The 20362-nt window shown below is 54.6% G+C and carries 17 protein-coding genes; 3 read left to right on the forward strand and 14 right to left on the reverse strand.

Annotated elements, in window-relative coordinates:
* Positions 1–17: 17 nt before the first annotated feature.
* The 4 genes from AC5DDB_RS07710 to AC5DDB_RS07725 all read right to left on the reverse strand — a co-directional run bounded on the left by AC5DDB_RS07710 (position 18) and on the right by AC5DDB_RS07725 (position 4453).
* Positions 18–332: an HPr family phosphocarrier protein gene (locus AC5DDB_RS07710; protein ID WP_491739118.1), complete on the reverse strand. Its 315-nt coding sequence runs from the start codon at positions 330–332 to the stop codon at positions 18–20.
* 116 nt (positions 333–448) lie between these two features.
* The gene (locus AC5DDB_RS07715) at positions 449–922 is read right to left on the reverse strand and encodes a PTS sugar transporter subunit IIA (RefSeq protein ID WP_491739119.1); all 474 of its coding nucleotides are present in this window, start codon (positions 920–922) and stop codon (positions 449–451) included.
* Positions 923–1054: 132 nt separating this feature from the next.
* Positions 1055–1429: a ribosome hibernation-promoting factor, HPF/YfiA family gene (gene hpf, locus AC5DDB_RS07720; RefSeq protein WP_491739120.1), complete on the reverse strand. Its 375-nt coding sequence runs from the start codon at positions 1427–1429 to the stop codon at positions 1055–1057.
* A gap of 300 nt (positions 1430–1729) precedes the next feature.
* A complete protein-coding gene (locus AC5DDB_RS07725) occupies positions 1730–4453 on the reverse strand; it encodes an MGH1-like glycoside hydrolase domain-containing protein (RefSeq protein WP_491739121.1) in 2724 nt (907 codons plus the stop codon).
* A 375-nt stretch (positions 4454–4828) separates the two neighbouring features.
* Between AC5DDB_RS07725 and AC5DDB_RS07730 the strand changes: the two genes are divergently transcribed.
* On the forward strand, positions 4829–8368 hold the full coding sequence (locus AC5DDB_RS07730; RefSeq protein WP_491739122.1) for a PPi-type phosphoenolpyruvate carboxykinase family protein: 3540 nt from the start codon (positions 4829–4831) through the stop codon (positions 8366–8368).
* 32 nt (positions 8369–8400) lie between these two features.
* Positions 8401–9798 (forward strand): Si-specific NAD(P)(+) transhydrogenase, encoded by a 1398-nt coding sequence (gene sthA / locus AC5DDB_RS07735; protein WP_491739123.1) that lies wholly within the window; start codon positions 8401–8403, stop codon positions 9796–9798.
* Positions 9799–10019: 221 nt separating this feature from the next.
* On the opposite strand, the gene AC5DDB_RS07740 is transcribed toward sthA, so the two are convergent.
* The 9 genes from AC5DDB_RS07740 to AC5DDB_RS07780 form a co-directional block, all read right to left on the reverse strand.
* Positions 10020–10673, reverse strand: coding sequence for a ubiquitin-conjugating enzyme E2 (locus AC5DDB_RS07740; protein WP_491739124.1), 654 nt, complete (start codon positions 10671–10673; stop codon positions 10020–10022).
* Between the two features lie 23 nt (positions 10674–10696).
* Positions 10697–11143, reverse strand: a complete 447-nt coding sequence (locus AC5DDB_RS07745) for a hypothetical protein (protein WP_491739125.1) — start codon at positions 11141–11143, stop codon at positions 10697–10699.
* Between the two features lie 24 nt (positions 11144–11167).
* Positions 11168–11890 carry an RING finger protein gene (locus tag AC5DDB_RS07750; protein WP_491739126.1) on the reverse strand — a complete coding sequence of 241 codons (723 nt, stop codon included), beginning with the start codon at positions 11888–11890 and terminating at the stop codon, positions 11168–11170.
* 25 nt (positions 11891–11915) lie between these two features.
* Positions 11916–12521, reverse strand: a complete 606-nt coding sequence (locus tag AC5DDB_RS07755; RefSeq protein WP_491739127.1) for a DUF4190 domain-containing protein — start codon at positions 12519–12521, stop codon at positions 11916–11918.
* A 37-nt stretch (positions 12522–12558) separates the two neighbouring features.
* A complete protein-coding gene (locus AC5DDB_RS07760) occupies positions 12559–13341 on the reverse strand; it encodes a hypothetical protein (protein WP_491739128.1) in 783 nt (260 codons plus the stop codon).
* A 65-nt stretch (positions 13342–13406) separates the two neighbouring features.
* Entirely contained in the window at positions 13407–14654 is a 1248-nt protein-coding gene (locus tag AC5DDB_RS07765; RefSeq protein WP_491739129.1) for an FHA domain-containing protein, read from the reverse strand.
* A gap of 24 nt (positions 14655–14678) precedes the next feature.
* The gene (locus tag AC5DDB_RS07770) at positions 14679–15896 is read right to left on the reverse strand and encodes a M67 family metallopeptidase (RefSeq protein ID WP_491739130.1); all 1218 of its coding nucleotides are present in this window, start codon (positions 15894–15896) and stop codon (positions 14679–14681) included.
* Positions 15883–17100, reverse strand: coding sequence for a HesA/MoeB/ThiF family protein (locus tag AC5DDB_RS07775; RefSeq protein ID WP_491739131.1), 1218 nt, complete (start codon positions 17098–17100; stop codon positions 15883–15885). Before AC5DDB_RS07775 ends, AC5DDB_RS07770 begins: the two co-directional genes overlap by 14 nt.
* Positions 17087–17380: an EsaB/YukD family protein gene (locus AC5DDB_RS07780; protein WP_491739132.1), complete on the reverse strand. Its 294-nt coding sequence runs from the start codon at positions 17378–17380 to the stop codon at positions 17087–17089. The genes AC5DDB_RS07775 and AC5DDB_RS07780 overlap by 14 nt, the downstream gene beginning before the upstream one ends.
* A 277-nt stretch (positions 17381–17657) precedes the next feature.
* On the opposite strand from AC5DDB_RS07780, the gene AC5DDB_RS07785 reads away from it, so the two are divergent.
* Positions 17658–18788: an endonuclease/exonuclease/phosphatase family protein gene (locus tag AC5DDB_RS07785; protein WP_491739133.1), complete on the forward strand. Its 1131-nt coding sequence runs from the start codon at positions 17658–17660 to the stop codon at positions 18786–18788.
* Between the two features lie 63 nt (positions 18789–18851).
* Here the strand turns inward: AC5DDB_RS07785 and AC5DDB_RS07790 are convergent.
* The coding region (locus tag AC5DDB_RS07790) for a DUF1559 domain-containing protein (RefSeq protein WP_491739134.1) at positions 18852–20362 on the reverse strand (1511 nt) is incomplete at its 5' end.

The following is a 20362-nucleotide window of genomic DNA, read 5'->3' on the forward strand; positions in this document are numbered from 1 at the left end:
TTGACTGGCACCTCGAATCACCCAGCCGCAATATCCTGTCCGCCGGCTTCAGGTGACTCGGTAAAATTCGATTCAAACAGCCGTGACAACGACTGCATTGCATCCTCAGCATCGGGACCGGACACTTCGACAGTGACTTCCTCGCCGCAACCGGCATCGAGCGTCAAAAGATCGATCACGCTCCGCGCGTCAGCGATATTCGCCCCTTTCGAGATGCGAACTTCGCTACGAAACTGACGCACTCGACTAGCAAGCTGCGATAGAGGTCGCATATGCAACCCCTCTTCCAACTCCACCACAAAAGTGCGACGGCAAATGAGACGATCGTCCATCAAGCCCGTCCTTTCCTTCCCCCGACCTGAAACAAGCTGCATCAAATGGCAGAGTTGCCCAGGAATCCACCAACGAGTCCGCAGACATTCGGCAGCACCTTGCGCCGATCAGCCCGTCAGTCAAGCTGATTGTTGTCAGCCTCAGCCAAGAGCTCAACAACCTGCTCTTTCGTGCTCGACTGCCGGAGGAAATTACAAAAGTTGTGATTTCGCAAGTGCCGAGAGATCGTCTCGAGCGCGCGAAGATGGTCTCCCGGCCGTTCTGGTGGGGACACCAAAAGAAATAGGATGTAAACGTCTTCCCCATCAAGGCTAGCAAAATCCACGCCATCCGGAGCAATTGCCACAGTCGCGATCAAATTATCGACCGACGGATGCTTCGTATGTGGCACCGCCACACCATTCCCAATACCGGTGGAACCAAGTTCCTCCCGTTTGAGAATCGCCGAAACGATGCTTTCTTCCTCATCAGCCGGAAGGCTTCCACTGTCTTTCAAACTTCCGACCATTGCCCGAATCGCTTCTTCTTTTGTCCTGACGCGCATCTCGGGCAAGATAGCATCTTTGACCACGAAGTCTGACAACCTCATGAATGACTCCTCAGAGACACAACACTGGACGGAGCGTAAGCTTCACTGGAAACCAACATCCGCCCCGCGATCCGCTTGAAACCAATCCCTTTGGCTCGTCACCGAACCAACACACACTCCTAAACTCTTACTCTAAGCCGACTCAGTCTCCGACGTGTCGTCATCCCGCAATTCAATCGGATCGGGAGCAACTTCACTCGTAGGGACATCTCGGCTATGGTCTTGCAGCTTATCCTTATAACGACGAATCTGCTGCTCCATCTTGCTCAACGTCCGGTGGAACGTTGCAACGACATCGTCACCGGTATCGTGAGCAACAAAATTATGCTTGTGTTCGGCGTCGACCAAAATCTCGACCTTCACAAGGTGATCATTCTGAAAATCGACAGTAACTTCGATGGCCGTGACCCGTTCGAAATAATGCAGCAGCTTTTCCGATTTCTCAGTAATTTGCTGCCGAAGCTCATCGCGAATACTGCCATGCCGGCAGGTAATAGCCACTTGCACGAAATCTATCTCCTTCGCTGAGATTCCAGCGGAACTCTGTTTACATCAATGGTTGGAATGTCTTGGCGGAATGAAATTCTGCCGAAGAGAACCGCCCTGGAACATGGGCACCAACAACCCGTCACGATGGTGGTGAATTTGAAAATGGTAGTTGGTTGATATCATTGATTGAACAAGCATCTGTGCCCGAACCGTCGTAAAACGCGATTGTAGCGGTCGGGAATCGACAATGCCACTGTGCAAGTCCGTCCAATTCACCGATTAAGAAGTCCGACGAAATCGTTAACTCCACGCTAGAACCTATCCATTAGGACAGTAATCCGAAACTTTCAGCGGTTCGTCGGTCGATCGGCGACTGGCGATGTGTTCCAAGATTGGCGCAACAAGCGCCGTCCAACCGGTTTGATGGCTCGCCCCCAATCCACGACCGGTATCCGCATGGAAGTATTCGTAAAACAGCACCAAGTCTCGCCAGTGCGGGTCGTTCACAAAGCGTTCGCCACGTGTATAACAAGGTCGCGATCCGTCATCGGTCTTCAAGAACAGACCCACTAATCGTCGTCGAATTTCGTCGGCTACCTGTTGCAGGTTCATAAAGTTCCCCGATCCGGTCGGGCATTCGACGCGTAACGAGTCCCCGTAGAATTTGTGATAGCGTTCGAATGCTTCGATCAGGAGATAATTCAGCGGGAACCAAATCGGTCCACGCCAGTTGGAATTCCCCCCGAACATGTAGCTGTCCGACTCGCCCGGGCCGTATTGAACCTTCAACTCCTCGCCATTGACGTGGAACACGAAGGGGTTGTCTTGATGATACTTAGACAGCGAACGCACGCCGTAGGGCGAGAGAAACTCGTCTTCATCCAACACATACCGCAAAATACGTTCTAAGCGGTCGCGGGTCGGGATGGCGAGCAATCGCATCTGGCCGTTTTCCCCAGCTGGCCCGTCGCTTTCCATCGACGTCATAAAGTCCGACAGATCGGGGCGGTGCTCCAAGAACCATCGCATTCGCTTGGCGAACCCAGGCAACTTCGCAATGACATTTTCATAGAGCACATCCACCGTAAACAGTGGAATAATGCCCACCATCGAGCGAATTTTCAGCGGGATGCTCTGCCCGTTCGAGTACAAATGGTCATAGTAAAAACCATCGGTCTCATCCCATAGGCCGGTCCCGTCCAGCGAATTCATTGCCTCGGCAATTGCGACGTAGTGTTCGAAGAACTTCGAAGCCATGTCTTCGTAAGCTGGGTTTCGCTCGGCGAGTTCGAAGGCGATGGAGAGCATACTGGCACAATAATACGCCATCCAGGCGGTGCCGTCGGCTTGTTCGAGGTGTCCGCCCGTTGGTAATGGTTTCGACCGATCGAACACCCCGATGTTATCTAACCCGAGAAAACCGCCAGCAAAAACGTTGTCTCCCCGAACGTCCTTACGATTCACCCACCACGTGAAATTCAACAGCAATTTTTGGAAGACTCGCGAAAGAAACACACGATCGCGTTTTCCGGGCGGGCCGGTGAGTTGGTATATCCGCCAACAGGCCCAAGCATGCACCGGCGGATTGACGTCACCAAAATTCCATTCGTAAGCCGGTATCTGCCCGTTCGGGTGCATGTACCATTCGCGGAGGAACAAAATCAGTTGTTCCTTGGCAAAGTTCAAATCCAAGTTTGCAAACGGAATCATGTGGAACGCCGAGTCCCAGGCAGCGTACCAGGGGTACTCCCATTTATCGGGGACCGAAATCACGTCGCGATTGAAAAGATGCTTCCAATCCCGGTTTCGCACCACAGTTCGCGGCGCTTCGTCGAGCCATTCTTTAATGATGTAATAGTAGAACTGCTTCGTCCATAAGAGCCCTGCGCTCGCTTGTCGAAGGACACGTTTCTCATCTTCGGTCAATCCCGAGGCAACTTTGGCCTCGTAGAACGCGTCCGCCTCAGCGATCCGATCATGAAAGACTTGCTCGAATTCTTGGCCGAACGGCTCGTCTGTTAGGTGGCCTTCCCGCGTGAGTCGCAATTGGAGTTCGACGCTTCCACCAGCGGGAACGTTCAACTCGTACACGACTGCAGCTTTGGTGCCCTTAGATTGCGTATTAACGGCACCTTTCTTGCCATCAACAACTGCCAGATGAAACGCATCTTTGCATGATGGTTGACTATGAGCGGGATCTTCGAGTCGTCGCGAGTTTGTATTATTCTCCGTGTACAACCAGGCAGGTTGGTTCTGAGATTGCGTGTTAGCCGCCAGACGAAAACGCCCCAGTGTGGCGTGTTCGGTGATGACGGCGGTCCAGGTATCGCGGTTGGTGCCTTCGGCGACGATGGTCGGTTTGGGAAGATCGGATTCATAAGTGCCCGGCCAAGACCAGGTGTTCCGAAACCACAATGTCGGCAACACATGGAGCGGGGCATCGTCTGGACCACGATTCGAAATCGTCAACCGGATCAAGATGTCATCCGGAGAGGATTTTGCGTATTCCGCGAGGACATCGAAATACCGATCGTCGTCGAAGATTCCCGAGTCGGTCAGTTCGTATTCGAGTTCATCCCGACTGCGTTCTGCGTTCTTCTTCCGCAGATCGTCATAGGGAAATTCGGCCTGAGGATACTTGTACAACGCTTTCATGTACGAGTGTGTGGGAGTCGAATCGAGATAGAAGTACGCTTCTTTAACATCCTCCCCATGATTCCCCTCGGGACCGCTTAATCCGAACAAGCGTTCCTTGAGAATTCGATCTTTGCCGTTCCATAAAGCCCAGGCGAAACACAACCGGCCTTGCCGATCGGCAATTCCCAGCAGTCCATCTTCCCCCCAGCGATACGCGCGACTCCGTGCGTGATCGTGCGGAAAATACTGCCAGGATTCACCGTCCGTGGAATAGTCCTCACGCACGGTTCCCCATTGTCGTTCCGCCAGGTATGGCCCCCAGCGTTTCCAGTTGGCTCCGGGTTCCCGTTGAGCCTCAGCGGAAAGTCGTTCCAACTCGGCTCGTTCGATCGTGTTCTCTTCCACTCCAACTTCCTATTTTGAATCCGTCGCATTTGCCAATCGGCTGGCCAACGGGTTGCTCAATTCTCGTACAATCTCGCCTGATGAACAGGCAAACAAAACTTGATTTCCTCATGGGAACAAACTGTCACGCGATCAGTTTCGGTCGACGCGTAACGTACTCTTATGCTGCGTTAAGAATCTACAAGCATGCTGTAAAGTTTGGCAACATTCGAGTGATTCATACCGAACAATCCTTTCCTGGCACCGAAGTTGCCGGTAAAAAGCGTGTTGAAACTTGGAACGGACACGATGTAAAACCGATTCCGTCGGTGTCGACGATCCAATCTTAGCTCAACACCTGAACAACCCACCTCGATCAAACCGAACGATACTGCAATGGACATTCCGATTCGCCTCACTCGATCCTTGCCGTTTACTCCCACGGAAGAAAAGCCAATCGATTTGCCCCATGCGATCGGCCTGCAGGAGTCCTCCGACGAAGCCACGCGACTCGCGGATCGAGAACATTTGCTGCAATACATCAATCTGCAATTGATCGCCAATGGCTTTCCGGCGGCGAAAGGCCATGACGAACTTCGATTCACAGAGATTGCCAGCGGACTGCTCGTCAATCATGTGCAGAAAGGTCGTCTGCTCGCCAATCATCCGTCGCCGGCCGATGCACGTATCGAGTCGTTTCTGAACGGACACTTTGCCCAGGTGTTGGGTGATCAGACGTTAGAGTTGCCTCGTCGCACGTTGACGCTCGACCGTCATGGCATGGCTCGCGAACTGTCTTTACCGGCTGACGGCGATGAATTCCATAGTGATATCGTCAATTCCTTCCGCGTACGGAACGGTGTGCTCCACAATCCGAAACACGACCGCCGCACAACCAAGGGCACGTTTCACGTGACCGAAGGCGGTTTGCCAATTGCCGACGACAAACTCGCCGTCCCGCAGAAAACCTTCGTGGAACTCTTCCGCCGCGCTGTGCAATCGACACCGGAACTGTTGGAATTCCCGTTCACCTCTAATCAAGCGGAAAAGGCCACCGGTTGGGCGACACTGTTGATTCGTCCGCTGGTTCAACCGGCTGTTTCCGGGGTTTGCCCGCAGAAACGCATGGAAGTCCGGTTCTTCGCTCCCGGAAACCTCACCAGTAACCTCGACTTCGTCGAGTCGATTTTCGGGAACGCCGGCGACCCGTTTATTCCCGAAAACGATGCTGGCTTGGACGTCGTCCATTGGACGGGACATACCGGTTGCGTGATCCTCGCACCGCACTTGATCACCGTCACGAAGAAAGAAGTCGGCTTGCCGCACATCAGCGAAGCCACCGAACGCCAAAAACGCGACGGCATGTGCTGGGAGAAGGAAGACGACCTCTACAACAACGGCACCGCCTTCAAATTGACTTGCCGGACCGACGCGGGTGTGGTCGTCACGCTGATCGCCGACAATTATTTCGGCTACTGTAAGAAAGAAGTCAAAACGCAAATCGGCTATGCCGCCAATCTGATGGGCGGGGTGGAGGAAGAACACGGCGGCGGTGCCTTGGCATTCCCGAGTTACAACCTCGGTGACGATTTCCAGATCAACAGCATCAAATACAACAACCGCACCTTCGACCAAGTCATTGAAGACTATCAAGATTTCATCGAAGCCGACCCTGCGGGTTACGGTCGCGATCGCAATTTTCCTGAAGTCGTTTATATCCCGGAAGACGCCTACGCCAGCCTCGATGAACAACGCATTTCGTGGCATCGTCATGGTGAGAAGCAATCGATTCCCTTGTTGCCAGGGGAAGTGTATATCGCTCCGTCTGGCTACCAACTACGGTTAGAGAAACACCCGGCGGCACCGTCTTGGCGGATCATCGGGACACCGGCTCAGCCCGTGTTTTGTCATAAACCTTGCACGGTGTCCGGCGGCGGCAAGAGCGAAATCAGCAAGTCGCTGCGAGACTACATGCTTTACGGCCCGGTTTTCGTCAATGACATCGACGAAGACCTCGCAATGATTGACGAGATCGTCAAGAAGAATTACGAGGACCGTTGGCGAAACCCGCTGCCTGCCGATCACCCCGACCGTCACCCGAGTCGTCAATTGCTCGACCCGAAACGGTCGCTCGGTAGCGTGATCAAGCTCTTAACGCCGTCACCGGACTACAGCGACGAATACAACGAATGGCTCAATTCCATTCCCAATTACGTCTATGCCTTGGTCTTCATCATTAAACGCTTTTATCGTGAAGGTTGGGACGGCGACTGGAAGAGCCACTTCGGCGTCGACATCGTCAATGGGCAATCCGGGCACGAACTGAAATACCGCGATCGCAAACTCGTCGGGACGTACTTGCGAGTCGGTCTGGATGAGAAATCCGCCTGGCGAACCTACAAAGTCCGTCAAGACTTCATGCCTGCCTTGAAAGTGCAGACCGAAGACGACATCACTGCGTCTGTGATCATTCCCGGCCGAGCGTTGGAGAACATGGACGACCTGGACTCCAACCGCAGCTACAAGTTCGCCGAGAATTGCGAGTTCCGCCTGTTCCAGCGACCCGATGATGCCATTCATCGCGGACTCGACAAACAGACCGAACGCGATTTGGCACGTCACGACAATTTCATCTCGAACTTCGAACCGCTCACGCGACAGGAAGTTATTGAGATGACGCGGAATGTCATCGATTTCGATGCGTTCAGCCAACCGATGCAAGATATGCTCTCGACGGTCGAAGAATCCGGCAGCAGCTATGTGGTGTGTTCGGCGAACCCGCGACAAATCAACGGCAAACCGACCAAGAACCCCCGATATCTGCAAACTCGACCAGATCTGGTAAACCCCCTCGACAAGTACGTCGCCAACGTCGGCACCCGCTTGCGACGAGTTGTCCCCAGCGACAAACCGGTTCACATGCCCGTCGACTCTGTCCTTCTGGGACGTCGTAACAATCCACCGGACCGCGAAGCGGGCATTCGTTCGCTCGCGGTTTATAGTCCGATCCATTACCAGGAACTTCCTGAACTGTTCATGGATTTCATCTGTTCGCTAACCGGGAAGAGTCCCTCGACGACGGGGGCGGGCAGTGAAGGGGCACTGACCAAGGGGCCGTTCAACGCACTTCGGCCAGCAGCCGATTTGAACGCCGCACTCGTGAGTTTTCTGGTGACAGGTCTCGGTGGATTCTCCACGTCGGCCGGGCACGTCGGTCCGGATTTCCGCGTCGACCATGACATCAGTCTGCTCGTTCCTGAAATTTGGTGTCGACTCCGCCCGGAAGAACGCGATCCGAATTATCTGATCGAGCACGGACTTCTTGAGAGCATCGACGACTTCGAACATAACGGCACGAAAATCCCGGCCAGTCGATTGGGGTACCGAATTACCTCGGAGTTCGTGCGGCAGTTCTGCGGGCGTGTTTTCGACAACCCGCGACAAGTCTTCGACGAAAAACTCTTGAAACCAGAGTCGCAGAATCTCGACGACTTCGCCGATGGCGTGCTGTATATCGCCGAAGCTCAGGAACGGGTCGCGAAAGCTTACTTCCGAGACGGTTCCTACGAGGAAGCGTGTCCTCCACTGCAAGCCGTTCTTTCAATCATGGCACATGGCGAATGGAACGGTCACGATGCCCACTCGCCGGAAGTCCGGCAGATGTTCACCCGCGAATATCTCTATAACAGCGACTGGTACCAAGCGCGTTTGAAAACGTTCCAAGAGAACGAGTTGGCCTTGCGACAACGACAACTCGATTATCTCACTTCGATGGCGAAAGACATGGAAGCGGAAGACATCGAACGGCTCCAACTTTCCGCTCGTCAAAATTACGTACAAGAACAGATCGGGACGATCTCGAGTTCCGGCTATCTCGATTCCCTCGTGGGGACCATCGGAGCCGAACCGCGAGACTTGCTCAAAAGCACCCACTGAGAGCATTCTGCCAGAATGGAAATCGACAGTTTATGAGTCGTCAAAAATTTGATGTTGTTGTGATCGGTACCGGCCCCGGTGGTGAAGGGGCCGCGATGCAGGCCACCAAACTTGGGAAATCGGTCGCTGTTATCGAACGGTTTCGCAAGATTGGCGGCGGATGCACACATTGGGGAACCATCCCCAGTAAAGCGTTGCGTTATGCGATCTTTCAGCTGACTTCCGTGACCCAGAACAAACTGTTTCGCGAAGCCGGCATTAAACCGCAACTTTCGTTTGCGGAAATGAGAAGATCGGCGAGTTCGGTCATCGAGAAGCAAGTCGATATGCGACTGAGTTTCTATGAACGGAACGGCGTGCCGGTCTTTCACGGGTCGGCGGCGTTTGTCGATCCGCATACGATTCGCGTGCAGGGCGAATACGGAGGCATTCGACAGCTGCATGCCGATCAATTCGTGATTGCCACCGGCACTAGGCCGTATCGTCCGGCGGATATCGATTTCGATCATCCACGTGTGCATGACAGTGACACAATTCTCGACCTCGAGGAAACACCGCGATCGATCACCATCTACGGGGCCGGCGTGATCGGTTGCGAATACGCTTCAATGTTTCGCAACCTCGGCTGCAAAGTGAATCTGATCAACACACGGTCCAAGCTCTTGGAATTCCTCGATGACGAGATCATCGATGCCCTGAGTTACCACCTTCGTGATCGGGGCGTCATTATTCGGCATAACGAAAGTTATGATCACGTCGAACCACAGGCGGATGGTGTGGTCCTCGAGCTGAAATCCGGTAAACGCATCAAGACGGATATACTGTTTTGGGCCGCCGGACGCACGGGGAATGTCGATTCACTCAACCTCACAGAGATTGGCATCGAACCGAACAGTCGTGGCCAAATCCCAATTAACGACGACTTCCAAACCGGTCAGGAACACATCTATGCCGTCGGTGATGTGATCGGCCCGCCATCGCTCGCAAGTGCCGCTTATGTGCAAGGGCGATACGCGGCTCATCATATGATCAACGGTTCCTGCGAACGCGCGATGATCAGTGATATTCCGACAGGCATTTACACTAGCCCGGAAATCAGTTCGCTCGGCAAGACCGAACGCGAACTGACCGAAGCCGGTGTGCCATACGAGGTCGGTCACTCCATGTTCAAAAACTTGGCGCGTGCCCAAATCACCGGGCAAACTGTGGGCATGTTGAAATTGCTGTTTCACCGCGAAACGCTACACATCTTGGGCATCCACTGTTTAGGTGCGAATGCCTCGGAAATCATTCACATTGGCCAAGCGATTATGTCGCAACCGGGCGATCAAAACTCGTTGCGGTACTTCGTGAACTCGACGTTCAACTATCCAACAATGGCCGAAGCCTACCGCGTCGCCGCCCTCAACGGCCTCAACCGGTTGTTCTAGAGCGTATTACGTTACCTTCTTACTTGGTCAACGGTAGACTCGTAGAGCTTATGTTTTCCAGTCTCTAAGAGATAGGGGCCGTGCGATCAAAAGCATATCGTTCCAACGCCGAGAGATGAATCAAGCGTGATGTACGACGGTTCTGCGTGCCGCGGTTCTTCGGTTTGCTGTCCAGTGCGGCTCACAAGCTTTGGCTCACATTTGCTTGGCTGCATGGGAATCTACCCCGGTATCTGCATGACACCTTGACACTGTTTACACCGCGCGCGTTTGCCTGCGAGTTTCGGTGGCAGTCGGTATTTTGCTTCGCAATTTGGGCACGTAACTCGGATTCGTGCGTCGGTCTCGGCATTGGCTTCCCGCACCGTGACTTTGCGAAGTGGTGCCGGGGGTGCGGGATTCGTGTCGACCTCATCGAGTAGCAAACTCACGCGGTCGAGCGGCAACTCGTCGGCGTGTTCGGTCGCCCAGCGTGCCGCGTCTCCGTTGAGCGGACTTTTCACATTGTAACTTTGATAGGCCAGCATCTCGCCGATCCGCGCGACAATCGACCACAGCGGTTCGCCGGCACTCCAATGGTCCCCCACGCAAATGGCATGCGGCGCAATATTCGGGTGGAACACCGGCGTCAACATTCGGCATTGCGGAGCCGTTCGCGGGTAGTTGATCGGCAGGTTGATTTCGATCTGATGTTTCGTCTTCGGCTCGACGTCGTCATCGGCCGTTTGTCGAAGGCTACGAATCCGGTATTCAATCCGATACTGCTCCGGAGGATCGCCGTTCGCTTCCACGAGACGCAAACGCGGATGACGTTCCAGGTAATCCGAGAGCTTTTCAAAATCGGCCTGCAAACGCCGTAATCGGACAGTGCTCATAGTTCCGCGAGTCGCAATTCCATTTAACTCAGAAGGTAAATGCTACCGAGAATCGAGTATACCACGGAGATCACAACCGCGGCATAGGCCAACGTGTGAAACGCGGCCCCGGCGATCTTGAGCGAACGATGATACAACGTGACCAACCCTAGCCCGAGCACAAGAACCAGCGGAGCCAACACCGCCAGAACCGACACCACGAACAACGTCACGGAAACGCCCTTCACGAACGGGACGGCTTCCTGGTCGCGAACACGTTGGCGGGGATCGTAACCTTCCTTTTCAGCGGCAACCGGTTCCCGCGCGAACGCTTCACCACACCCGGGACATTGTCGAACCGATGCCGCCGCCACCGTTCCGCACATCGGACACGATCGCCCATCCCGAGACACGACCTTCACCGGTTTCGGCGAGTTCAACGGTTCCGCGTTTTCGAGATCGTTCGCCGTGATTCGAATCACATCATTCAACAGACTTCTCCACAGTCGGATTCTCTAGGGAGCTAACCAGAAACCGAGAATCAACAAAGAATAGACGACAGACAACCCAGCCGCTGCCCATGCCAGCACGACGTACAATGGTCCCGCCGTTTGCAGGGCTTTTCGCTGTGGCCAGAAGATCGCCGCAGACAATATCAAAATTAGCGGTGCCAACACGCCGACCAGACTCAGCACAAACAACACGATCGTCACCACTCGCAGCGTTGCCGCCCGATCCTTGTTGCGACTGCGACTGCGGAATTCATCCGGTGTCATCGGGTCGACGGTGGGGAACTCCGCCCGGCAATACCGGCATTTGAGTGCCATGGATTTGATTTCACGCCGACACGCTGGGCAACGCTTCGTGTCTCCCCAACCAGCCCGTCCGTTCTCCTGCTCGTTGTCTTCTTTTTTCAGTTCAGGAGCTTCTTCACAGCCGTAAGTTCCGCAACCGCCAATTTCCGACCAGCACTCGGAATGGTGAATCTGATCGCAAGCAGGGCACTTCACGGCTTTGTCGTCGACTGCTAACCCCGCCTGACAGATTGGGCACGTCGAACCGGCATAATGTGGACCGGCTTTCTTCGTCGGCAATACCTTTGCCTGAGCCGACAACGGGATTCCTTCCTTACAACGCGGGCAACGGAACGCACGATTCGCCCGCTGGCTCGGCAAACGAATCTTCGCGCCGCAGTTGCACTCGATGATGGGAGAATCCGCCGTCAGTCCAGAAGCCATTGGTGTTGTGATACCTCGTCGATCACTAAAACCTGAAGAACCAATTGTTGTCCGTAGCCGCCGCCATGAAAACTGTCAGCCAAAACGCCAACGGCAATATGCCGCATACCAGCCCGGCGATTGCCATACCGTTTCGACTTCGGCCTTCGCTACGAGCGTTGGCCATCTCGACGATCGCGAGCACGATGGCCAACAATGCCAATGGGACACTAAGCGGAAGAAAGCAAAACAGAACCAACGCGACAATCCCGCAGACCATTGAGGCAATCGAAATCCCGTCGCCATGCGACTGAGGACGGAAGTAACTTGGTTCCCCCGCTTCTCTCAACGACTCGCCACAAAATCGGCAGCGGACCGCACGGGCTTTGATGTACTCACCACAAACCGGGCAGGGGCGTTCGTCGCGTCGGCTGCGTGTCGGTCTCGCGTCATAGGTGTCGGCGAACTCTCCAAGTTCGTCGATGTCGTCGATCTCAGAATCGAAGATATTATCAAAGGGATCCGATTCGGCGGCCGCGTCGGAAATTCGTACGACCGCGGAGCACTCGGGACACTTGGCTTGCCGACCGGCAGCTTTATCGGGTGCCCGGAGGATGCGTCCACAGCTTTGGCATTCGACTTCAATCGGCATGACAACCGCCTTGTAATTGCTGTTCGACGATGAAACGTCAGTCCCACTTCATATTGATCGGTACGCCCATCTCTTTAAATTCACCGGCCCATTTGATCACGCGGTGAGCCTGCACAATCGCGGCAGCCACGATAGCAATCGCACAGACATTGAAGTTTACAAAGATGTTGCCCAGCAAACTGAGATAGCTCAACACCAATCCAACGTAGACGGCCCACATTTGTTTCAAGCACGTACAAATGCCAAGGATGATCCAAAATATGGCAATCGGGATCAGGATGAATAACGTTTCTTCAGCGAGATCCGGGTTCAGCATGTCGTTACTCACCGAGATGAATAAAATGACCAACGACAATGTACCGATGAAAATCCAGAAGCCGCCGAGTCCGTGGATTTCCTTGCGGAACCGCTCTAACTTTGTGCGAGTTGCCCGCGAATCCACGCCGCTGCGATAGGAACCGTCGAGGACTTCACCGCAAAAGCGACATTTCTTCGCGTGAGAAAGAATCATCTCCCCGCAGACTGGACACGGTTGACGCGGACGACCGTCGTCCTCGTAATCGTCGGGGTCTTTGAATCGATCGGTGGCTTCGTAGTCTTCCTCATAATCTTCTGCGGAGCGAGGGCTGGTGGAACCGCCAAACTCCTTGTCGAACCCGGAAAATTCCTCGGCATCGTAAACTTCGTCATCGAAGGTGTTTTCGGGTTTCGGAAGACTCACTACTTCGCCGCAGGCAGGGCACTTCGCACGTCGACCTGCCGCCGAGTCCGGCGCACGCAGCAACCGACCACACGAACCGCAATGAGCTTCAATAGGCACAGAAACCTCCCCGGAGTTTTTCTTCGATATCGTACCGTATTATAGACAGCCGACGATCCCGCGCGTCATTGTTCTTTGATCGTGAACTCTAAAACCGTGCGACCGAGCGAAATCTGGTCGCCGGTTTGTAGGATTTGTTTTCGAATGGGTTGCCCGTTGACATAAGTGCCATCAGGTGTGTCGAGGTCGACGATTTCAAACCGTCCACCACGATTGGTGATGGTCGCGTGCTCGGGTTCGATGACTTCATCCTTGAACAAGTACACGTCCGCTTTGGGTGAGCTACCAAGCGTGGTGGTATCGCGGAACAGCACGAATTGTTTGCCCGCCAGTGGCCCTTGTCGCATAAGCAACCACGCTGATTTCGTCCATCCTTCCACCAAACCGACGAACAAACCGACGAACAAACCGATGAGCGTAAAGCCGATCATCCGACTAAGATCCGCTTCACCCGAAGCCGGGGTGAGGAGGAAGTAAATCGGATCAAATAACAACCCACCGAGCAATCCCCCCAACACGCCGCCGACTACGCCGTTGAGCACAACCTTTTTCGACTTTGTCGCAATTCCCTGTCCCAATCCCGCTGCAATCGCACAAATCGCCCAGGCGAGCGAACGCCCAATCATCTGTAACAAGAACGCAAACTTTCGCGGTGCCGGATTGATACGGTTGAGTTCGCCGACCAACCAATCCTCGACGACCATGTAATCTTCACCCGCGAGTAAACGTCGCTCAGCCGTTTGCCAGGTGTTTCTGGCTTCCATATCGGCTTCACCGTCTTGCATTTCTGCGTCCACGTCGGCCGAAAAATCTTCCATCGTGCCATAGATCAACGTCGACGGTAACGCCAATACGATGCCCGCAAAAAAGCCGATCGCCAACCCAATCAGCCCCGACAACGCCGCCCGTCGCAAGTTGCGACACATCACCCCCTCGGCAGCGCCTAGAAACAACCCTACGCCAGCGGTCACAGCGGGAAAAATCAACAGAGAAAACGGGCTGTCTTCGTGGATTAACTCCTTGCTGAAGAACTGTCCCTGATACTTAAAGTAGAAAACTCGTCGAATGAATTGTCGTTGGGTTTCACTATCGTCAATGAGCGGTTCCACAATCACCGCCCACGCTAGAAACGCACCGATACCACTCGCGATGGCTAAGTAGAACCAACTCGAAAAGACGATTCGCACCAAGAGTGGTTGCGGATCGCTTTCGTACAAGTCGCGACGCAACCCGTCTTGGACGTCGAGATACTCCTCCACGGAATCGGAGAACAAATCGTCTTCACGGATGCGAATGGGATCGGACGGGGCCATAGGATTGTTCGTGGTTCTCGCGGGTCATTCAGGGAGCGATAGGGTTTCGTCGGCCGATTCCTTCGCCGTCTTCGTTTCTGCGTTCGTGGGTTGTTCCGCTGACAGTTTCTTTGACTCGTTTGTTTCCGTTTCGCGCGGGGCCGTCGATTTCCTCTGGCGTTCGATCAAGTCCGCTTCGGCTTGCAGGAAGCGGGTGAGCAATTCAGTATCGGATTCGCTCAGTCCGTACTCGTTGGCAATGTCGTCCGTCGCGAGTTTCGTTTTCTCTAACGCAGTCAGCACGTTCCGCCATGTCTTGCGAGCGGAATTGGCATCGTTCCCTTTCAGGGCAGCGGTATGATCTTCCGAGAGTTCCCGAGCCACGCGTTCGATGTCGTTCAACTGCAGGCTGAGCAACGCTAATTTCTCTCGCAACCCCGGCCGCATGCCCTTCCAGATTGAATAATCGCGGAGCACTTCCGCTTTGATCATTTGCTGTTCCCAGTCCGTCAAACGCGGACGTCGCCACTCGGCAATCAGAAATCCCAACAGAAACAAAGCAACCGCCACCAGAATCGGCTGCCAAAATTCGAAGAACGTCTCTTGTCGCGGCGACTCCGGCGCTGCTACTGGCGCGGATGGAGTTTGCGGAGTATTCGCAGTTGGTCCGCGTCGTTGTTCGGGACCGCCGACGGCCAAACTTTCCGTATGCGTATCCGCCACGATGCGGTCGCCGATCCAGAAATGTGAAATCGGATCGGGCTTGCCTGCACGCCACTGGAACACGCCTTCGATCTGCCGAATGGGATCAACGACGTGTGCCACTTGCCCCGGTCCGCTGAAAAAATTCTGATGGATGAAGCAATCGCGATCGGAGAGAAAAATTCCGAAATCGGGATGGGTGTGATACCAGCCGACGATCTGAAACTCGGTGAAATCGGCGTCCATCTGCCGATTGATTTCCGCCCAGGATTCGTGCGTGAAGGTCACTTCGGCGAACTTGCTCGTCGCGGAGTCACATCGGATGGCATGTGCGATCCGGCAGAACGGACCGTCGTCGTCCTGCTCGATCGACCCGACCAACACACCGCAGATTTCGACGGTGGTATTCTCGGTAGCGTGATTCCAGATTGCTTCGTGTGCGGCATCGGCGAAGTGCACGCGAAACGGTTCCGATCGCCCAGCGGGAAAGTCGTGCCGCGGTAAGTCCGTTGTCGCGAGTTCGCGAATGTCTGGGCTGTTCGAGTCGCTAGTTTCCGTCATGAAGTTCCCCGAGAACTGCGGGTCGATCGCCGATCAACTCATAGTATTGCCGTTTCAGCCCCACCCGACCGCCGACGATGTCCCACGACGGAACACCGATTTCCGCCAGAGTTTTCTCAGCGAGTGTGTCCGCATTTCCGAGTGACCGACCAATGCTGTGATACGTTTGCGGCACACGCGGTTCGCCGCAGTTCGGGCAGATGCCGTCGGATTCCCTCACGCGTGCCAATGACGTGAATCGCGGTTCGACTTCGTTGCAATGCACACACTGTAACCCCGCGAGCAAGTCGTGATTTAGCTCAATCACCGCCTCCGGGCTATCAAGGTCTTTGCAAACCCGATCGAGTAATTGCCCGACCGTCAACTCGCTGACCGAGCGGTCCCATGCTTCGATCGGTTCGTGGGGATCGTGTGCAGGGCAGTCGTCCTTTTGTGTGTAGGTCACGAGATAACTTTGATGGTAAGTGCCATCAAAGACGAATCCCTGACCGGAAATCGTATCCATGCCGTGTAGAAACTTGACGGCCTCTTGCACTTGCATGCCGGCGATGATGGAACCTGTCGTCGGAGTCGTCGGCACTTTGCCGGCAGCCATTTGTTCGCGTGTGAGCAGGGCACAACTTCGGCGAGCTTCGAGCATTTTCCAATCGGTTTCGCTCATGGTGCATTCGTAGCAGGGTCCGCATGCGGGATCGAACACACGAGCCACGCCGTCGAGCCGTTCGATGGCCCCATCGATCCACACTTTCCCCGTACGAGCCGCAGCGGAATTGATCGCCACCCGTGCTTCGCGGTTATCCAATCCGCCGATAATCACATCCGCCCAACGATAGATTCCAAGCCCCAACTCATACACCACGTTGCCCCGAAAAGGTCGCACCCGCATTTCGGGATAAATGTCTTTCCCCCGCTCGGCGGCGACATCGACTTTCGCCCGGCCACAGTCGGCTTCGCGGAACAATACCGAACGTGAGAGATTCGAATTCTCGACGGTATCCAAGTCCGCCAGAAACACCTGACCGACTCCCAGCAACGCAAGATTCTTGACAATCTCGTTGCCGAGCGCTCCCGCACCGATGACGACGATTTTCGCGTTCGCCAGACGCTCTTGATCCCACCAACTGATCAGTTCAAACCGTGAAAACCGACCATCGGCGGATTCCTCCAACTGCTCGTTTAATCGCAGCGGTTCAGCGTCCGCCATCGGTGTCCTCCGCGCCGGCGGTGATCTCGGGCTGCAATCGGAGCACATCGCCATCGCGGACATCCGCCGACGCCAACGTTTGGTCGTCCAACAATTGCCGACCACTCGCGCGATGGTGGAACTTGTAACTCATGAGCTGTCCATCGGGGCTGTGTCGAGGCAGATTCATTTTCTCCACAAGCACCGCAATCACACGGTTGACCGGAGCACTCGCGGGAAGTTCCACTTGCTGCTTTTTGTTGCCGGTGGCGTCCCAAACTTCAATGGTGATGTCGCTCATAATTGCCAACCGGCTTCAACGATAATGAAATGACAGCAATGCGGATTTGTTTGCCAATAATTTGACACACAGCCAGACGGGAATCAAGGATCGTTTGCACACCGCTCACCGGGGGAGACGGCTTCGGTCATGGAACGCCCGAACACGCTTTCCCGATCGATGACTCGCCCGTTTATAGATGGTTCCATAATAAAATCGCGTTGGTTTGACCATTCGCGTATGATTTGATGGTCCGCATGCCCTCAGCCCCACACACTTTCGCGCAGACGACTCCACAATGAGCTCACTACGAATTTGGACATCACGCATTCTCATCGCGGGCATCGGTCTATTGACGGTGTTGCCGTTGATGTCCAGCGGCTACTGGGTTGTGCGGCTTTGTGACTTTCCGCGTGTGCAACTGACGATGGTGCTGGCGTTGCCGTTGGGTCTGCTGATTTGGGACGTACTTTGCACGCCCAAGCGGAAGGAACATGGCATCCTGATCGGCGTGATTCTGGCATTGGCAGTTTGGCAGTTGAGTCATCTGGTTCCCTACACGGGTGTGTGGAGTAAGGAACTCCCCGATGCCCCCGCCGGCTCGACTGCGGACCTGCGAATCCTGGTGGTGAACTTGAACAAGGACAACTCTCAGCACGACGAAATGTCGGCGATGATCCGCGAGCAAAACCCGCACTTGCTGCTCTTGATGGAGTTCGACGAAGCGTGGTCCGATGGTCTGAGTGTGCTCTCGGACAAATACCCGCATCAGGTCAATGAAGTTCGTGGCGAAGGTCTCGGGATTGCCTTATGGAGCCAATTCCCCTTGGAGGATGGAACCATTCGCCATTTGGTGTCGGATCGTCGCGCATCCATCTTTGCTACGGCTCTTTTGCCGGACGGTCGACCGCTGCGGTTTGTCGGCATTCACCCGACACCGCCCGGCCTGAAGGATTCCACCGGTGAAGAGCGTCGAAACAGCCGCGTTCGTGATGCCGAGTTGGTGATGGTCGCAAAAATCGTGGCCGAAGAACCCAATGCACGCTGGGTCGTGGCCGGCGACTTTAACGATGTCGCTTGGTCGGATACGACGGATCTGTTCAAAGAACTCAGCGGGTTAAAAGACCCGCGAATCGGACGCGCACTCCTTACAACGTACCATCAAGATTATCCACTGCTGCGATATCCAATCGATCATACGTTCTTCTCGGAGGATACTCGTATTCACCGGTTGGAACGTATTGTCGCTCCTGGTTCCGACCATTTTGCAGTGCTTGCAGAGGCGGATCCGGTGCCCGGAGAGAAACCACCGGCAGATTCTGACGACAAACAGAAAGCGGAAGAACTGGTCGAGGAAGGCAAGACCGATGCCGACAAACGCAACGTCGAACCTGGCGTTAATGATAAAAACGAGTCGAACCCCGAATAGGGTCCGACTCGTCGAAGTCGAAAGCAAAGGCGAACTGACTTCCCCAAGAAATCGTTATTCGGCCTAGAGATTAGGGTCGCGAATCACTTGCCCATCGTTCCGCTCGATCATGAGTTTAAGCGTCTTGGGATTGATCGAGTCTGCAATAAAACGGACCGATCCATCGGCCAGACCGACATGGAAACCACCGTCGAACCATCCACCAATTTGCGATATTTTGTTGGGGTCATAAGTGATGTCGACGGGTTTGGTCCAGGGAACCGCCGATTTGTTTTCGACTACGAAAATTGTATTCGCAGAGCCATCCGTAATGTCACGTAGGCCGACTCCCTGATTTTGTTTCGGCTTGCCTTCCGCAACGGGAGCCGGTTTGCTGCTGCCGGCAGCGCCATTTCCACTGGAGTTTTCGACTCCTGCCCCACCAAAGCCGCCTTCGAAGCCGCCGCCAAGACCTTCTGCAGCTTCAATCCCGTCCTTCGTACCAAATGCGGTCTTCTCGCCGACGAGACCGAAATAACTCGTGTTCTTGGAATCTTCGTCGTCGAGTGGGTGTTTGAACACATCGGGAATTTGCGCGAGAATCTGTTGATTGTGATCGCTGTCCCAAGGTTCGTCGAAGTGATAACTCTCATAAAGTTCGTTGTGCTCGACGAATGGGAGAATCGCGACACGCCAACTGTGCGGCGTTTTCCCGTCCGGCCCCATCAGGACTGGCGGCGGGAAGTGCCCGTGAACTGCATGGTAGTTATGCATCGCCAGCATGATCTGCTTGAGATTGTTCTGAGAGACCACCCGGTAAGACGCTTGTCGCGAGCTAATCACCGCCGGAGTGAGCACAGAAATCAGTCGTGCGGTTGTGTCCGCGTCCATGCCGGTTTCCAGCGTGACGAAATGGGTGTTCTCATCGCGAACAACTTTCGCATTTGCTAGAACCGCGTCTGCTAGTTGCAGGATACCGCCAATCGCTTCACGCTCGCCTTTCGGAAGATGTGGCACCATCTGGCGATTCTGGTTCACCATGTTCTTGCCAACTTGCAACAACATCTTTAAGGCGATTTCCAGTTGCTTCGACGACTGCAATGGCTCCTCGTATCCTCCGGCGCCTGTGCCATATCCTCCGCCACCTCCAGCATCTTCATACCCTCCTTCCATCGCACCCATCCCTGATCGCGTCGGTTTCAAGGTCACCGCGAGGGACAGTTTGTCGTCGACATTCGCAATCAACTGCATCTCATTGGTATGGTGCCACACGCCGTTGAGGTTGGGATTAATAACGTCAATGCTAGGAACAATCATTTTCAACCGTTGCACATCGACCCACGCGGCGAAATCCGCGAGTCGCGTCGAGTCTTTCGGGTTCTCGGGTCGCCCGATCGGCTGATTGCGGGCTTGGATCATGGAGTGCAATCCATCGTCACGGTAGGACGCTGCGAACGATAGATTGTCGAGAAACCAGAATCGAGCCTCGTCATCACGACCACGTAGGTAAATTTGTCCGCCATACGAGCCGGTCCGCGGCATCGGTGTCAATTGCTTGACCACGGCCGATTGGTCTAAGTCTGTTACGGCTTGCA

The sequence above is a fragment of the Thalassoroseus sp. genome, assembly GCF_984380535.1.

Excerpts from the sequence above, each read along its gene's own strand:
- AC5DDB_RS07710 (WP_491739118.1), bottom strand. The coding sequence starts at position 332 with ATGGACGATCGTCTCATTTGCCGTCGCACTTTTGTGGTGGAGTTGGAA.
- sthA (WP_491739123.1), top strand. The coding sequence starts at position 8,401 with ATGAGTCGTCAAAAATTTGATGTTGTTGTGATCGGTACCGGCCCCGGT.
- AC5DDB_RS07715 (WP_491739119.1), bottom strand. The coding sequence starts at position 922 with ATGAGGTTGTCAGACTTCGTGGTCAAAGATGCTATCTTGCCCGAGATG.
- AC5DDB_RS07770 (WP_491739130.1), bottom strand. The coding sequence starts at position 15,896 with ATGACGGAAACTAGCGACTCGAACAGCCCAGACATTCGCGAACTCGCG.
- AC5DDB_RS07780 (WP_491739132.1), bottom strand. The coding sequence starts at position 17,380 with ATGAGCGACATCACCATTGAAGTTTGGGACGCCACCGGCAACAAAAAG.
- AC5DDB_RS07750 (WP_491739126.1), bottom strand. The coding sequence starts at position 11,890 with ATGGCTTCTGGACTGACGGCGGATTCTCCCATCATCGAGTGCAACTGC.
- AC5DDB_RS07775 (WP_491739131.1), bottom strand. The coding sequence starts at position 17,100 with ATGGCGGACGCTGAACCGCTGCGATTAAACGAGCAGTTGGAGGAATCC.
- AC5DDB_RS07755 (WP_491739127.1), bottom strand. The coding sequence starts at position 12,521 with ATGCCGATTGAAGTCGAATGCCAAAGCTGTGGACGCATCCTCCGGGCA.
- AC5DDB_RS07765 (WP_491739129.1), bottom strand. The coding sequence starts at position 14,654 with ATGGCCCCGTCCGATCCCATTCGCATCCGTGAAGACGATTTGTTCTCC.
- AC5DDB_RS07740 (WP_491739124.1), bottom strand. The coding sequence starts at position 10,673 with ATGAGCACTGTCCGATTACGGCGTTTGCAGGCCGATTTTGAAAAGCTC.
- AC5DDB_RS07730 (WP_491739122.1), top strand. The coding sequence starts at position 4,829 with ATGGACATTCCGATTCGCCTCACTCGATCCTTGCCGTTTACTCCCACG.
- AC5DDB_RS07785 (WP_491739133.1), top strand. The coding sequence starts at position 17,658 with ATGAGCTCACTACGAATTTGGACATCACGCATTCTCATCGCGGGCATC.